This window comes from Seonamhaeicola aphaedonensis (assembly GCF_003386195.1).
Lineage (GTDB): Bacteria > Bacteroidota > Bacteroidia > Flavobacteriales > Flavobacteriaceae > Seonamhaeicola > Seonamhaeicola aphaedonensis.
Map to the genome: position 1 here is coordinate 287667 of NZ_QRDX01000006.1, position 15204 is coordinate 302870.

The 15204-nt window shown below is 33.6% G+C and carries 14 protein-coding genes; 5 read left to right on the forward strand and 9 right to left on the reverse strand.

Going from position 1 to position 15204, the window contains the following annotated elements; all coding sequences use genetic code 11:
- The first annotated feature begins 69 nt into the window (after window positions 1-69).
- Together DFQ02_RS11405 and DFQ02_RS11410 are read left to right on the forward strand one after the other, a co-directional pair.
- Window positions 70-1707 (forward strand): DUF1800 domain-containing protein, encoded by a 1638-nt coding sequence (locus DFQ02_RS11405; RefSeq protein WP_116524562.1) that lies wholly within the window; start codon window positions 70-72, stop codon window positions 1705-1707.
- A gap of 13 nt (window positions 1708-1720) precedes the next feature.
- On the forward strand, window positions 1721-3346 hold the full coding sequence (locus DFQ02_RS11410; RefSeq protein ID WP_116524563.1) for a DUF1501 domain-containing protein: 1626 nt from the start codon (window positions 1721-1723) through the stop codon (window positions 3344-3346).
- Window positions 3347-3362: 16 nt separating this feature from the next.
- Here the strand turns inward: DFQ02_RS11410 and DFQ02_RS11415 are convergent, their stop codons facing one another.
- Genes DFQ02_RS11415 through DFQ02_RS11425 form a run of 3 tightly spaced genes read right to left on the reverse strand, consistent with a single transcriptional unit; the run spans window position 3363 to window position 5989 of the window.
- Window positions 3363-4856, reverse strand: a complete 1494-nt coding sequence (locus DFQ02_RS11415; RefSeq protein ID WP_116524564.1) for a DUF4097 family beta strand repeat protein — start codon at window positions 4854-4856, stop codon at window positions 3363-3365.
- Window positions 4857-4869: 13 nt separating this feature from the next.
- Window positions 4870-5454, reverse strand: a complete 585-nt coding sequence (locus DFQ02_RS11420) for a hypothetical protein (RefSeq protein ID WP_116524565.1) — start codon at window positions 5452-5454, stop codon at window positions 4870-4872.
- Entirely contained in the window at window positions 5438-5989 is a 552-nt protein-coding gene (locus DFQ02_RS11425) for an RNA polymerase sigma factor (RefSeq protein WP_116524566.1), read from the reverse strand. Before DFQ02_RS11425 ends, DFQ02_RS11420 begins: the two co-directional genes overlap by 17 nt.
- A gap of 170 nt (window positions 5990-6159) precedes the next feature.
- Between DFQ02_RS11425 and DFQ02_RS11430 the strand changes: the two genes are divergently transcribed.
- Together DFQ02_RS11430 and meaB are read left to right on the forward strand one after the other, a co-directional pair.
- On the forward strand, window positions 6160-6717 hold the full coding sequence (locus DFQ02_RS11430; RefSeq protein WP_116524567.1) for a DUF2911 domain-containing protein: 558 nt from the start codon (window positions 6160-6162) through the stop codon (window positions 6715-6717).
- Window positions 6718-6755: 38 nt separating this feature from the next.
- On the forward strand, window positions 6756-7832 hold the full coding sequence (meaB, locus tag DFQ02_RS11435) for a methylmalonyl Co-A mutase-associated GTPase MeaB (RefSeq protein WP_116524611.1): 1077 nt from the start codon (window positions 6756-6758) through the stop codon (window positions 7830-7832).
- On the opposite strand, the gene DFQ02_RS11440 is transcribed toward meaB, so the two are convergent.
- The 6 genes from DFQ02_RS11440 to mnmA form a co-directional block, all read right to left on the reverse strand.
- Entirely contained in the window at window positions 7822-8760 is a 939-nt protein-coding gene (locus tag DFQ02_RS11440; protein WP_116524568.1) for an NAD-dependent epimerase/dehydratase family protein, read from the reverse strand. The two genes, meaB and DFQ02_RS11440, sit on opposite strands and share 11 nt — an antisense overlap.
- A gap of 22 nt (window positions 8761-8782) precedes the next feature.
- Window positions 8783-9358 carry a phosphatase PAP2 family protein gene (locus tag DFQ02_RS11445; protein ID WP_116524569.1) on the reverse strand — a complete coding sequence of 192 codons (576 nt, stop codon included), beginning with the start codon at window positions 9356-9358 and terminating at the stop codon, window positions 8783-8785.
- An 18-nt stretch (window positions 9359-9376) separates the two neighbouring features.
- A complete protein-coding gene (locus DFQ02_RS11450; RefSeq protein WP_116524570.1) occupies window positions 9377-9604 on the reverse strand; it encodes a hypothetical protein in 228 nt (75 codons plus the stop codon).
- A 4-nt stretch (window positions 9605-9608) separates the two neighbouring features.
- On the reverse strand, window positions 9609-10985 hold the full coding sequence (locus tag DFQ02_RS11455; protein ID WP_116524571.1) for an MATE family efflux transporter: 1377 nt from the start codon (window positions 10983-10985) through the stop codon (window positions 9609-9611).
- Between the two features lie 282 nt (window positions 10986-11267).
- Window positions 11268-12209, reverse strand: a complete 942-nt coding sequence (locus DFQ02_RS11460; RefSeq protein ID WP_116524572.1) for an NAD(P)H-dependent flavin oxidoreductase — start codon at window positions 12207-12209, stop codon at window positions 11268-11270.
- Between the two features lie 167 nt (window positions 12210-12376).
- On the reverse strand, window positions 12377-13564 hold the full coding sequence (mnmA, locus tag DFQ02_RS11465; protein ID WP_116524573.1) for a tRNA 2-thiouridine(34) synthase MnmA: 1188 nt from the start codon (window positions 13562-13564) through the stop codon (window positions 12377-12379).
- Between the two features lie 177 nt (window positions 13565-13741).
- Here mnmA and DFQ02_RS11470 point away from each other — a divergent pair, with 177 nt between their 5' ends.
- Window positions 13742-15127, forward strand: a complete 1386-nt coding sequence (locus tag DFQ02_RS11470) for a fasciclin domain-containing protein (RefSeq protein WP_116524574.1) — start codon at window positions 13742-13744, stop codon at window positions 15125-15127.
- The last annotated feature ends 77 nt before the right edge of the window (window positions 15128-15204 follow it).

Below are 15204 nucleotides of genomic sequence, written 5' to 3' on the forward strand. Positions count from 1 at the left end.
ATTTTATCGAATTCTCGTCTTGTTTTGTATTGGCAATTAAAATATTAATTACATTGAAAAAAATATAGTATGGCCTCATTAAATCCTCTAAGTTCCAACTTAGACCTAAGGAAAGCTAAGCACTTACTTAGAAGAGCTACTTTTAATTACACCAAAGAGCAGTTAGATACTTTTGTTGGCATGTCTGCTGCAGATGCTGTTAGTAATTTAACAACAAATATTCCATATATCTTAAATGAACCTTACGACCCTCTTCCAACAAGTAATCCAGATGGTTATTGGACGTCTTCAAGTGAACATCCCAATTCCTTTGATGGCCAAGGTAGAAAACGAGCACACGTAACAGCTTGGTGGTGGCACAATGCCATAAATCAAGTTAGCTTAAAATATAAATTATCTTTCTTTCTTCACACCTGTTTTACCGTTGGTAAAGACTCTGGAGTTGGAGCCGCATCTTTTTTCTTTGATCATCTTCGTCTTCTTGATTTTTATGCCTTAGGAAACATTAAAACCTTGGCTAAAAAAATTACATTAGACAATGCCATGCTAGATTATTTGGATAACACCCAAAATAACAAAAATAACCCCAACGAAAATTATGCTAGGGAGTATTTAGAACTCTTTACTATTTTAAAAGGAGAACAAATTGGAGAAGGCAACTACACTAACTACACAGAATTAGATATTCAACAGGCTGCAAAAGTATTTTCTGGTTTTAAAAAGAAAGGGGATAGAAACGGTGACATTGATACAGACACGAACTTGCCTATTGGTTATGTTAATGCAAATAGACATGATTCTACTGACAAAACCTTTTCTAGTGCATTCAACGACCATATAATTGTAGGTAGAAATACTAAAGAAACCATTTTGGAAGAGTTAGATGATTTTGTTGAAATGGTATTTTCTCAAGAAGAAACATCAAAGGCCTACTGTAGAAAACTTTACAGATATTTTGTAAAAAGTAATATTTCTGCCACCGCAGAAACCGATATCATAACTCCACTTGCTCAAATTCTGCTTAATAATAACTACGAAATTTTACCTGTTATAACTACTCTCTTAGCAAGCGAACATTTTTATGATGCTGATGACGATGATGATACCGATAATACAATAGGGGCCATAATTAAAAGCCCCCTACAATTACTTTCTGAAGTAATTTCCTTGTTTGACGTAAAATACCCAAATCCAGAAACAGAACAATTATGGTTCTACCGAAACTTTTTTCTTAGGTATATACATAATATATATTTCAAAGGTTCTGGTATGGAATTTTTCAACCCAGACTCTGTAGCAGGATATCCAGCATACTATCAGGAACCAGGCTTTGATAGAAATTGGTTTTCCTCAAACACGCTCATTGCAAGATATGAGCTCATGAGAGATTTGCTTACGAGAAATGATATATACACCCATTTAGATACCGTTTCGTTTGTTGAAAACAAAATAAACCCCGAAGAAGCTAAAGACCCTAATACTTTAGTTTTTGCATTGGCGGATTTAATGTATCCTGAAAATATTGACACAGATAGAATTAACTATTTTAAAACATTTTTAATTGGTGATTCAGATAATTATTACTGGACTGGAGCCTGGTTACAATATCTTAACACTCGTAATGAAAGTGATATGAACGTTGTAAAAACTAGGTTAGATTCGCTTATAATAACTATGGTCAATGCAGCAGAATTTCAATTAATGTAAAAGTCTACCAGTTATGAAAAGAAGAAACTTTATAAAACTTTCAGCAACTGCTTCTGTTATTGGACTTACACCATTTCAAATTCAAGCTGCTTTAAAAACGTTTATTCCGTTTGATTGTCCAGATATTTCTGGAAGAAAACTTGTTTTGGTGAACTTAGCTGGAGCCAATGATGGGCTTAACAGTATTGTGCCTCTTAATCAATATGATGTTTACAGTAACTTAAGACCCACTATAAAAGTTCCAGAAAGTGGCTCTAATAAATACATTACATTAGACAGTACTCTACCAGAAAACCAACAAATTGGTTTAAACCCGGCATTAACTAAATTTAAACCGCTTTATGATAAGGGTGTTTTGAGAATTGTTCAAGGTGTGGGATACCCTTCACAGAATAAAAGTCATTTTAAATCAACCGATTTATATTTCACTGGAAATGATGGAAACAGTATGTTAAATGGAGTAGACACTGGTTGGATGGGGCGCTTTATGGAACAATATTACGCTGATTTAATTGTGGAAAACTTTCCTTTGGCAATTGAAATTGGCTCCAATCAAACCTCACTAGGTTTTCATGCTGAAGAAGCTCATGGGCTATCACTTAACATTACGGGTCAAGACCCAGCTGGTTTTTATAATGTTATAAGCGGTTTAGGTGGTGAGGCTCCTTTAAATATTCCAGATTCTGATTATGGTAAACAATTAGAATTCATAAATAATACTGACGGCCTAACAAATACATATGCAGCATCAATATCTAACGCCTTCAACAAAGGTAAAAATGATGTGACTTATCCCGATACGGATTTAGCAGATCAATTAAAAACTGTTGCTCGCCTAATTAGTGGTGATTTAGGATCGAAAATCTATATGGTTAGAATAAGTGGCTTCGATACGCACAATGCTCAAGTTCAGGCCGCAGGTGATATACTAGGAAGGCACCATGCTTTATTAACTGAACTTTCTGAGAGCATTGAAGCTTTCACTGCAGATTTGGAAAGTCAGAATTTATCTGAAGATGTTGTTGGTGTTACATTCTCTGAATTTGGTAGAAAAGCCGCAGAAAACGGAAACCTTGGAACTGATCATGGTGAAATTGCCCCGATGTTTATATTTGGAAAACCTGTTTCTGGAGGTATGACAGGAATCAACCCTGATTTATTGGAAGCTGGTGAAGGTAATAACTGGCAAATTAAAACGGTTCAATACGATTACAGACAAACTTTTACTACGTTACTTCAAGATTTCCTTGGTGCAGATAATGCTATTATTGATAACACCTTTTTTAATCATTCTCTAAATGACAGCTTCACTAATTTAAAAATTGAAGATATCTTAAGAGCTGAGTATGACATTTCTAAAAACTGTCAATCTAATACTGCTGAGCCTCATTCTAGTAGTAAAAATTGGTTGTTATACCCCAATCCTACAAAAGACATCATAAACATGTCTAGCATCGATCCTGTTGAATCTGTTAGTTTTAGAATTTATAACGCTGCGGGATTACCGTTGGCAGATTATACCCTTAAGGTTGTTGATGGAAAAGCATCTATTAATTTATCTCAATTTAGTAGTGGCGTGTACTTTTTTGAAGTTCTTACGGTTAGCAAAAAAGAAATTCATAAGATTATTAAAATATAGATTTGAGAATGTAAATTTATTCCATATTAACATTGCTATATTTCGCATTAACCACAATACTTTTTCCGCTACTTAAATTTCCCGTTGAAAACGTAGTTACATTACCAGGTTCTTTATTTGGGTAATTAAATCTAGAGCGATTGCCCTTGTATTGCAAATTATAATTTACATCAGGAAGCGCAATTAAAGCGTCACAGTTTTGAAGGATAACATTAAGGTTAGTAAAGCCATCATCTATTTTTAAAATTTTAATATCGCCTATATTACTATCAATAACAGCATTCCCTAATAAATTATCAATAGTTACGTTTGAGGAATTAGAATTTAGAACTACATGTTTAACATTATTAAGTTCAACCTGTTTCGCATATTTTAGATTTAGCTCTCCTAAGTTCCAATGACTTATATAAACTGGAGAATAAGAAGCATTAATGGAGGTTCTGCCTCCATTAATGCTATTAGCAGTTAGTTTTGCATAGGCCAAGTCCGCTTGTAAGTTATCAACATTTGATACAAATTCAATCTCACCATGTTTTACATTAACTTTCAACTTGGCTTTTTTAGGCATTTTAATTTTAATGGTCTTTTTTACTTTAGAATTAGATTCTTTATGAACCAATCTTTCAATTAAAACCTTTCTTTTTTTGGTAAGTTTTTCACGAGCAGCTTCATGCTTTTCTATGGCTTTTTCTCTCTCTTTTTGGGCTTTCTCTAAACTTTCTTGTCGTGCTTCCATACGCTCAGCGTGTTGCTCCATTTTTGCCCCAAACCGTTCTCCCCAAGCTTCCATCTTCTTTTCAAATTCCTCAGCATCAAAATTATTCTCAAATTTTTCTGCCCACGCTTCCATTTGCTTACCAAAATTCTCTCCCCATTCTTTTCCAAATTTTTCGCCCCATGCTTCCATTTTTTTCGCATAGTCTTCACCATAAGCAGATTCAAATTGTTGGGTATACTCTTTTAAATACTGCTCACCATCTTTTTTATAGGCTTCGTAATCAAAATGAAAACGCTTAACATTTTCTGGTAATGGTGGCAACTCAGGAAGTTCTGGAAGCTCTGGTAGTTCTGACATTTCAAAATGAAAATCTATTTCCGGTATTTCGGGTAAATCGGCTATTTCAAATTTTAATTCTTTTAGAACCGCTTTAACAGCGTCTTCATCATAAGGCGACGTTCTGTATGCCCAAACTTTTGGTGTATGAGCAAAACTATTGGTACTAATAGTAACCTCATTACTTGAGGCATCTACATCTATATTCCAGTTCTTTAAAGATTCCTTTAATTCTTCATTGCTTAAAGCTTCACCTTCAACATAAGCTTCAATTTCAACGACATCTTTATTCCAAGTATCAAATACAATATTGCAATAACTTGTGTTTAAGTTTACGGTTACATCTTTGTCAACCTTTATGGATTGCGATACTTTTGTTTGTTTCTGTGCTATTACACTACCGACCGTAAAAAAGGCTACGGTCAGTAATTTTAGCTTTATCAATGATCTGTTCATTTTTTGATTTTTTTTAGATTGATTGTTCCACGGCTTCAGTACCAGCCTCGGAAAGTGTTAATTCTTTTAATTGTGATTTTAACCTGTATAACAAGTTTAAACGCAACTTTAAGTTATCAATTAAGGCATTAACAGTCAATTCACTTGGCCCAGATTCTGTTAGTTCTAAAGACAATCTTTTATATTCTTCATCTAGTTCTCCTAATTGCTCTATATAACCATCAAAAAGGTCTTTGGTCTCTGGCGTGTACTTTATTTTAGATAGTTCTAAATTAATACTTGCCAAATAATAATCTTCAACCTTTTTTAAACCGGGAGAAATATCGCCTAAAGTCTTTGTTTCAATTGGCTTGTTTACAACAACATCTGTTGGCTTGTCTGAATCGACATCAGGTGAAAACACTTTATAGCCACCAAAACTTAAACCAATAAGTAATACAATACTGGCGGCTATTTGTATCCAACTAAATTTAGATTTAGATGATGAATCTGGGAACGCTTCATCTAATTTTTTTATGAAGCGCTGCTGGTGATTCTCAGGCATCTTTTCATGTGATATTTTATCATCTTTAAATAAGTCTCTAATATCTTGTGCCATGACTTTTAATTGTTAACAATTCTTGTAATTTAACTTTACCTCTTGATAATTGCGTTCTTGATGCTACTTCAGAAATGTTTAAAATTTCGGCTATTTCTTGATGATCATACCCTTCAATTAAATACAACATAACTACATACTGATATTTATCTGGTAACTTCTTAATAGCAAGTTTTACATCATCCAATGTTATAGCATCATCTACTAACCATTTGTCATCTTTTGGAGCATCAACAACTTTCATGTGCACTTCATTTAACTCTACAAGTTGTTGTTTTTTAGATTTTAAAAAATCAATACTCTTATTTACTACAATACGTTTTAACCAAGCTCCAAAAGTAACTTCAGCCTTGTATTGATGTAGTTTTGAAAAGGCCTTAATAAAAGCCTCTTGTACCACATCCTCGGCATCATTAGCATCTTTCAAAAAACGTTTGGCAACAATATACATACCATCGCAGTACTGGTTGTATAACTGCAGTTGTGCCTTTCTGTTGTTCTGTTTACATTGTTCAATAATGTCAACTTGAAACATACTAAATCTCCTTTTGGTCTAAGTTAGTTCGTTTAAAAGACGATTAAAAAATTGAAGTGTTGCAAAAAAAATAATTTTCTTAAAGAAATAACAAAATCAAGCAATTATACGTTTGCAAATTAGAAAATGTTAGTTTTTCAAGTATCTTTATATCGAAAAAATCGCTCAACATGAACACCTTCTTAAAACGTGTATTAATTATACTTTCAATTGTTGCTCTAGGACTACTTTTATATTCTGTTTTTGTTGAAAATATCTTTGAAAATCGCTTGAGTCCTAAAGATACAGTAAAATTTGAATTGAATGATTTAAGGCTCAAAGTATTCTATAACCGCCCCTATAAAAAAGAACGAGAAATCTTTGGCGCTTTAGTACCTTTTAATAAAGTTTGGCGTACTGGTGCGAACGAAGCTACTACATTTCAAACCAATCAAACCTTAGATATTGATGGTATGATTCTACCTGTTGGGAAATATACCTTATGGACTGTTCCTAAAGATTCTACTTGGACAGTAATGTTCAATTCTAAACAATATGAATGGGGTGTTGATTCTGAAATGAATCCATTATGGGATCCTAATTATGACGTTATAAATGTTGAAGTTCCTGTTGAAAAATTAAAAACAACGGTTGAGCAATTCACCATTGCTTTTGACAACTCTACAGACAAGTTGTTTTTAACTATGGCTTGGGATGATACTAAAATTGCTGTTCCTCTTAAAAATTAGGTTTTTTTATTGCGTATCTTAGTGCAAACCTTTTAGTGTTGGAAGAACCAAAAAAAACGGCTTTAGTTCAAAAAGATGGGGTTTCTATTTCTGAAATCACCAATAAAAAATCTATTGAAAGCTTAAAGAAAAAAAGAAAAAGTGAGATTAACCCTAATGTTCTTATTACTTCTATATTAAATAAAGATATCACTGCTTTAAGTAGAGCCATAACTTTAATTGAAAGCAAAAATTCTAAACATTTAAAAACGGCTAATACCATTCTAAAAAGCTGTTTACCTCATGCTAATAAATCTATTAGAATTGGAATAACAGGAGTTCCCGGAGTGGGTAAAAGCACATTTATTGAAGCTTTTGGAAAGTATTTAACCCAATTAGGGAAACGTGTAGCGGTTCTAGCAATAGACCCCAGTAGTTCTCTTACTAAGGGTAGTATTTTAGGTGATAAAACAAGAATGGAGTCATTGGTAAGAGATGAAAATGCCTATATCCGTCCCTCGGCTTCTGGTAATTCTTTAGGTGGTGTAGCTAGAAAAACCAGAGAGACCATCACCCTTTGTGAAGCTGCCGGGTTTGATGTTATTATTGTGGAAACGGTTGGCGTTGGACAAAGTGAAACCACCGTGCACAGTATGGTAGATTTCTTTCTGTTATTAAAACTTGCTGGTGCTGGTGATGAACTTCAAGGTATTAAACGCGGTATTATTGAAATGGCTGACACTATTGCCATTAATAAAGCGGATGGAGACAACTTGAAGTCTGCCAAACTTGCTAAAACTGAATTTGCTAGAGCGCTGAATCTCTACCCTAAAAAATCATCAAATTGGCAACCAAAAGTAACCATTTGTAGTGCTACAGAAAATACAGGTATAGACAAAATATGGAATTTTATTTCAGATTATGTTAAGACTACTACTAAAAACGATTATTTCAATTTGAAGCGAAAGGAACAAAACAAATATTGGCTTCTACAAACCATTGAATCGCAATTAAAATTTGATTTTTTTAATCAACCCAAAATAAAAAAGGAATTAAAAAATCAGTTGAAACTTATTGAGAATAATGAAACCACGCCCTTTGCTGCCGCTGATTATTTATTGAAACTCAAAAGTTAGCTTTATACCACTCAACTTGCTTTTGAACAGCTTCAAGAAGTGTAGTTTTTGGATTATAATTAAGTAGTTTTTTGGCCTTATCAATATTAGCTTTTGTTCTTAACTGATCCCCTGGTCTTTTAGGGATAATATCTAATTGTATAGTTTTTCCTAAGACAGATTCAACAGCTTCAATCCCCTGCTGAGTAGTATACTCTTTATCTGTTCCTATATTTATAATTTCACCATCTAGAACAGGTTCTTTACCTACTACACTCACAATACCATCTACAATATCATCTATATAAGTAAAACTTCTTAAGTGCTTATCACTTCCTTCAAATAATGGAAAAGGTTTATTTTGTAACCCCAAGTCAATAAGTTTTGTAAACATTTTTTCTGGTCGTTCTCTGGGGCCTATAACAGAATATAACCTTAAAGAACAAGATTTAAAAATTTGCTCTCTACTTTTCTGAAGCACCAATTGTTCAGCTGCTAATTTAGTAACCCCATAATATGAAGCCGGCTTTGGTTCTCTATCTTCCTTAAAAGTTGCCTCTAATCCATATATGGATGATGTCCCAATATTGATAAATAATTTGAGATTACTCAATTTTTCTGCATAATCTAACAAGTGTTTAGTGGCAAGAATGTTATTCTTAAAGTAATCATTAAATGTAGAATTAGAAGATATCCCTGGTTGTGCAGCAAAATGAAAAATGTATTCAATATCATCTGGAAACTCATTTTCCAGATTAATGTCATTTAAGTCTATATTGAAAATTGAAATTCCCTTTTCTAGAAGAGTCTTTTCATTTAGTCGTTTAAGTTTAACATCATAATGTGTTGAGAAATTATCAACTCCTAAAACATCATACCCTAGGGACTTTAACCTTTCAGCAGTGTGCGAACCTATAAAACCAGCTGCTCCAGTAACTAATATCTTCATTTAAAATGATTAACTATAATACTCAATTAGAGGAATTAATATATCTATTCAGGATGTAAGTTGCAAGTTTATAAAACATAAATCCAGAAATAGCTCCAAACGTTAATCCGCAAATAATATCGATGGGGTAATGAACACCAACATAAATCCTGCTGTAAGCTACAATAGCACTCCAGAGTAACAGAATTAAAATGGCATTTTTATAGAATGGTTTGAGCAATAAACCAGCAAAAATAGCAGCTGCCATAGAGTTTGATGAATGCCCTGAAAAGAAACCATATTTACCACAACGTACTGCAATAAAACGCATTTGATCAATTAAACTAGCTTCCCTACAAGGTCTTGGTCTTTCAAACCCTCGTTTAAAAACGTTCGTTATTTGGTCTGTAAACGTAATCATTAAAGCCACTACAACTACAAAAACTATCAGAGCTTTCCATCCGTACTTTTTGTATAGTAAAAACAATAATAAGGCGTACAAAGGTATAAATGTTAGCTTATCTGTTATTAGCAACCATAACCAATCCCAAGTATTACTTCCTAGATTATTTAAGTATAAAAATAGTTCTGTATCGTATTTTAGAATCTTTTCTATCATATGCAAAAACTTAAAATACTATTCGTCATACTTCTCAATTTCGGCATCATAAAACTCCGTTGCCAGTTTTATAGCATTTTCAGTTTCGGTTTCAAGTTCTTTTTGATCTTCTGCATCAAAATCTTCAAACCATTCTACCTCATCATTTTCAAGATTAATAATAAATCTAGGAAACTCTGTATGAATTACATAAATAGCATTAGGATAAGCCGTGTTATCGCCTAATATAAATTTTGGTAAGGACATATTTCTATTCTTTGGTCAAAATTAACTTTTTAGTTAAATAGTTAAATCGAATATACAATAAAATTGCTGCTGTAGATAAACCCGCTAACAAACCTAGCCATATACCAAAACTACCATAAACATGAGCTTTTCCTAAAAACCAACTGATGGGAAACCCCACTAACCAATAGGACACAAACGTTATTAGTGTTGGAATTTTAACATCCTGTAAACCTCTTAGAGCCCCTAAAACCATAACCTGAATACTATCACTTATTTGAAAAACAGCAGCTACTATTAATAATTTTGAGGCAATGGCCAATACTTCGGTATTGTCTGCTAAATTTTTAACATCATCAAAATCAACGTAGAGTTTAGGTAAATAATTATGAAATGTGTAAAATATTAATGCAAACCCGATAGCAAATAATATTCCCATTAAAAATAATGAGAAAGCTATTCTACGTAACTCAAAATATTTTTGCAATCCTTTTTGATTTCCTACTCGTATCATAGAGGCTACACTTAATCCCATAGCCACCATAAAGGTCATTGACGATAAGTTTAGAGCAATTTGGTTTGCTGCTTGAGGGTTTTTACCAAGCAAACCACTCAACCATATAGCAGCCGTAAAAATAGCCACTTCAAAAAGCATTTGCATCGCACTAGGAGTTCCTAAATTCAGGATTTTCTTTATCATTAATTTATCTAACACAAAAAACTTGATGTCGGTCACGTAATCTTTAGATTTTTCCTTTCCTTTTAATAAATACCATAGGTATCCAACCATGATAAATCTGGAAATAAGTGTGCCATAAGCCGCTCCTACTATTCCTAATTGAGGAAAACCAAGTTTTCCAAAAATTAAAATATAGTTTAAAATAATATTGATAATGTTTGCCAATAATGTAGCATACATGGGGTATTTGGTCATAGACAAACCATCACTAAACTGTTTAAACCCCTGAAAAACAATCAATGGTATTAATGAGAATGCCACCAAATCTAAGTACGGAATAGCTAGTTCAACCACTTCCGGAGGTTGCTTCATGAAATACATTAAAGGTTTAGCAAAAAACACCAATAAAAAAAGTAGTACCCCTAAAACTGTACACAGAAATAATCCATTTTTAAAAGAAGATTTTCCCTTAACAAAATCACCCCCAGAATCGGCCTCTGCAATTAAAGGAGTTATGGCCGTTGAAAAACCAATACCAATAGACATGGCAATAAACATGAAACTATTACCTAGGGAAACGGCTGCTAATTCTGCTGTTCCCAACTGGCCTACCATAATATTATCAACAAAACTCACAAAGGTATGCCCCAGCATTCCTAACATTACTGGAGCCGCTAATTGCCAGTTATATTTAAACTCTTTAGTATAGTGTTGTAAAGGCATGTTTCAAAAGTAAACTTTCGCTTTTGCTTTAACAATTTTAGAAAAAATTGTTTGATAAGATCTTATGAACCAATGTTAATAACTTAATGAAATATCCAGGCTCCTAAGTAGTTATTTTTCATACATTTATGAACTGTTTAAATTGAAAAAAATCGTATGCATTACGATCTATAGAAACATTAGGCTTTTATTTTATTAGGGATTAAAAATTACGGCTAAACGTTTCGATATCGAAAAGAAGAACTTAAAAGTTCTTCTTTTTTTTGGTTGGAGCTATTTCATTTAAAAATTTGAAACTTCTTTTTTCGCAATTTCAAATTCATGTATGATATTTTTCACTATTTGATGCACTGGCTGGATATCATGTATGAGTCCCGAAATTTGACCTATTTCTAGTTCTCCATTTTCCAAATCCCCCTCAAACATTCCTTTTTTAGCTCTTGCTCTTCCTAACAAGTTTTTTAATTCCGCAACCGTTGGTCCATTTTTATATAGTTCTTGAACTTGCTGATAAAATTTATTTTTAATCAAACGAACGGGAGCTAACTCTTTTAAGGTTAATTGAGTATCTCCCTCTTTAGCATCAATAACGGCTTGTTTAAATGCTTTGTGTGCCGAACTTTCTTCACTGGCTACAAATCTACTTCCTATTTGAACTCCATCTGCGCCTAAAACCATGGCCGCTAACATGCCTCTACCCGTTGCTATGCCTCCTGCAGCAATCAATGGAACTTTAATTTGTTCCTTTACCATCGGAATTAAACTCAAGGTTGTAGTTTCATCGCGCCCATTATGACCACCAGCTTCAAAACCTTCGGCTACAATAGCATCTACTCCGGCTTCTTGGGCTTTTAAAGCAAACTTAACACTACTTACTACATGAACCACAGTGATATCTCTTTCCTGCAACCAAGTGGTCCAAGTTTTTGGGTTTCCAGCAGATGTAAATACAATTTTCACATCTTCTTCTACTATAATATCCATGACTTCTTGAATATTAGGATATAGCATAGGAACATTGACCCCAAAAGGATTAATAGTAGCTTGTTTACATTTTTGAATGTGTTCTCGAAGTACTTCTGGGTACATGGATCCTGCCCCTATAAGTCCTAAAATTTTTGAATTACTAGCAGCAGACGCCAAGCGCCAACCGCTATTCCAAACCATTCCTGCTTGAATGATGGGGTACTGAATATTAAAAAGATTTGTGATTTTGTTTGCCATATTTAAAAATAGATATTTTTTTGAAATGGTTACATCTATTTTCAGTATGGGTAGTACTAAAAGGTCTACGGAATATTTAAAGCGATATATGAAACCCCGATATTTATCGGGGTTAGTTCAACTTACAATTTTGTGTAAACCTTTAGGTTTCCTAAAATTGAGTTTCACTAAGAAATAACTCCCGAACCTAAAAGCTCATCATTACTATACCAAGCTACAAATTGACCTTCGGTAATAGCAGATTGGTAGTCTTCAAATTCTACATATAAACCAGAATCTACCTTGTACAAGATCGCTTTTTGTAGTGGTTGCCTATATCTAATTCTAGCTTTTACGTCTAACTTTTCATTTACTTTCAAGGCTAAATCTTCACGAATCCAATGTAATTCATCATTATTAACAAACAAAGCCTTTTTTAGTAACCCAGGATGTTCTTTACCTTGCCCTGTGTAAATTATATTCTGTTCAACATCGGTATCAATTACAAATAATGGGTCAACAGTTCCTCCTACAGCAAGCCCCTTACGTTGCCCTTTTGTAAAATAATGCGCTCCTTGATGTTTACCAACCACTTTACCATCATTAGCTTTATAATCTATCTTTCTTGATAAATAGGCTAATTTCTCTATTTCTGAAGTAAATGCAGGCACTATCTGATTGTATATTTCTTGTTCTTTTGAAATCTCTACAATAAGCCCCTCTCTAGGTTTTAATTGTTGCTGTAAAAAATCTGGCAATCTTACCTTGCCAATAAAACAAAGTCCCTGTGAGTCTTTTTTATCAGCAGTCACTAAACCAATGTCATTGGCTATATCTCTAACCTCAGGCTTGGTTAATTCCCCTATTGGAAATAAGGCTTTTGAAAGTTGCTCTTGAGATAACTGACATAAAAAATAAGATTGATCCTTATTGTTATCAACCCCCGCCAAAAGCTGATATATTTCTTTACCACTGCTTTCAATAATACCTTTTCTACAATAATGCCCTGTTGCAACATAATCTGCTCCGAGCTCTAAGGCAATTTTTAAAAAAACATCAAACTTAATCTCTCTGTTGCACAAAACATCAGGGTTGGGAGTTCTGCCTTTTTCATATTCATTGAACATATAATCAACAATACGTTCCTTATATTGTTTACTTAAATCTACCGTTTGAAAAGGAATTCCTAGCTTTTCGGCAACCAACATTGCATCGTTGCTATCATCAAGCCAAGGACATTCATTGGAAATGGTTACTGAATCATCATGCCAGTTTTTCATAAACAAGCCAATAACCTCATAACCTTGCTTTTTTAACAAATAAGCCGCAACACTAGAGTCTACACCACCAGAAAGTCCAACAATAACGCGTTTCATCTTACTTAAATTAGAGTGCAAAGATACATATAATTTGCAGCATAAATAGCAATGATAGCCTAGCTTCAAAATCGACAAAATGCTTTTTGTTTAATTTTTTTTATTTTTTTTTAAACAATATTTGTTTTATTGTATAACTTTTTTATATTTTTGTTAAACAAAATAAAAATTGAAATTATGAAAACATTAACAGCCACAAAAAGATTACTAGTGCTAATTTTAGCCCCAATATTTGTATTATCATGTAGTAATGATGATGATGCACCTTTTGTTCCAACAAATAGTCTTGTTGAAATTGTTCAAGCAACACCCCAATTGTCAAGTTTGGAAACAGCTCTTTTGAAGTACCCAGATTTAATAAACACACTAAGTGGGAACGGAAATTTTACAGTTTTTGCACCTGATAATGATGCATTTGATGCTCTATTGGCGGCAATAGGCCAAAGTAGCATAGATGATATTCCAGAAAACGTATTAAGAAATGTTTTAGAATATCACGTTTATGCTAGTGCCACATTAACATCTAATCTAGTTGGGCCTGGTGATTTACAAATGGTTAATGGTGAAACAGCAACCATCACTTCAGACAACACGGGCGTATTTATCGCTGGAGCCAAAATAATAGGAATAGATGCTCTAGGTACTAACGGTGTAGCACACATAATCAGTAATGTAATGGTACCGCCGTCAATAGCTCCAATAGTAGGTACTATAGTAGCACCTGCTTATTTTAATAAGGATTTTACAACACTAATCGCAGCGGTTGAGAATGCTAATACTGATGTCTTGTCTGTGTTGTTAGGTAATGGGCCAAGCGGAAATGGTCTCACGTTATTTGCACCAACAAATGCTGCTTTTGAAGCTGCTGGTATAACAGATGTTAATGGTGCCGATGCCGTTTTAACCTATCATGTAGTAGACGGTACAGTAAATAAAGATGATTTACCAACAACCAGCGGTTCAGCGATTGCTATCCCAACATTAGGAGGAAATTTTTATCTAACAAATGCAGGAAATGGTGTTATGATAAATGGTTCTACTATGGTTACATCAACTGATATTTCAGGTTCTAACGGTGTTGTACACGTAATTGATAGAGTATTATTACCACCTACACAGACCATAAATGAAATTGTAGCTGAATTTGCAGGAGGAAACCCTGGTGAATTTACATTATTGGCAACGGCTTTACAAAGAGCAGGTTTAGGTGATACTTTTGGTACTGCTGGTCCTTTTACAGTATTTGCTCCAACAGACGCAGCGTTCTTAGCTGCTGGCTTAGATGCAGACGTAATAAATAGTACAGATCCAGCTGCTGTAGCAGGAATTTTAACACATCACGTAGTAAAAGCAAGTGCTTATGTATTCTCTGGTGATTTAGTAACTGGAGATGTTGAAATGTTGAATGATCAAAATGTAGGCATAGATGTAAGTGCTTTAACAGTACAAGATGCAGCAATGAGTAGCCCTGCTGCAAGTTTAGTACCAAGTTTATTAAATGTACTTGCAACCAATGGAGTTGTACATGTTATAGATAAAGTGTTGCTTCCAGCAACACCATAATTAGTTTGTTTGGTTTAGCATAAGCATATTTAAATCTAATAATTATTAAGATATTGCTTATTTAAAAAGTCTCTTAA

What these genes read in the sequence shown, in the direction of transcription:
- DFQ02_RS11405 (WP_116524562.1), top strand. Translation starts at nt 70, where the DNA reads ATGGCCTCATTAAATCCTCTAAGTTCCAACTTAGACCTAAGGAAAGCT.
- DFQ02_RS11410 (WP_116524563.1), top strand. Translation starts at nt 1,721, where the DNA reads ATGAAAAGAAGAAACTTTATAAAACTTTCAGCAACTGCTTCTGTTATT.
- DFQ02_RS11415 (WP_116524564.1), bottom strand. Translation starts at nt 4,856, where the DNA reads ATGAACAGATCATTGATAAAGCTAAAATTACTGACCGTAGCCTTTTTT.
- DFQ02_RS11420 (WP_116524565.1), bottom strand. Translation starts at nt 5,454, where the DNA reads ATGGCACAAGATATTAGAGACTTATTTAAAGATGATAAAATATCACAT.
- DFQ02_RS11425 (WP_116524566.1), bottom strand. Translation starts at nt 5,989, where the DNA reads ATGTTTCAAGTTGACATTATTGAACAATGTAAACAGAACAACAGAAAG.
- DFQ02_RS11430 (WP_116524567.1), top strand. Translation starts at nt 6,160, where the DNA reads ATGAACACCTTCTTAAAACGTGTATTAATTATACTTTCAATTGTTGCT.
- DFQ02_RS11440 (WP_116524568.1), bottom strand. Translation starts at nt 8,760, where the DNA reads ATGAAGATATTAGTTACTGGAGCAGCTGGTTTTATAGGTTCGCACACT.
- DFQ02_RS11445 (WP_116524569.1), bottom strand. Translation starts at nt 9,358, where the DNA reads ATGATAGAAAAGATTCTAAAATACGATACAGAACTATTTTTATACTTA.
- DFQ02_RS11450 (WP_116524570.1), bottom strand. Translation starts at nt 9,604, where the DNA reads ATGTCCTTACCAAAATTTATATTAGGCGATAACACGGCTTATCCTAAT.
- DFQ02_RS11455 (WP_116524571.1), bottom strand. Translation starts at nt 10,985, where the DNA reads ATGCCTTTACAACACTATACTAAAGAGTTTAAATATAACTGGCAATTA.
- DFQ02_RS11460 (WP_116524572.1), bottom strand. Translation starts at nt 12,209, where the DNA reads ATGGCAAACAAAATCACAAATCTTTTTAATATTCAGTACCCCATCATT.
- mnmA (WP_116524573.1), bottom strand. Translation starts at nt 13,564, where the DNA reads ATGAAACGCGTTATTGTTGGACTTTCTGGTGGTGTAGACTCTAGTGTT.
- DFQ02_RS11470 (WP_116524574.1), top strand. Translation starts at nt 13,742, where the DNA reads ATGAAAACATTAACAGCCACAAAAAGATTACTAGTGCTAATTTTAGCC.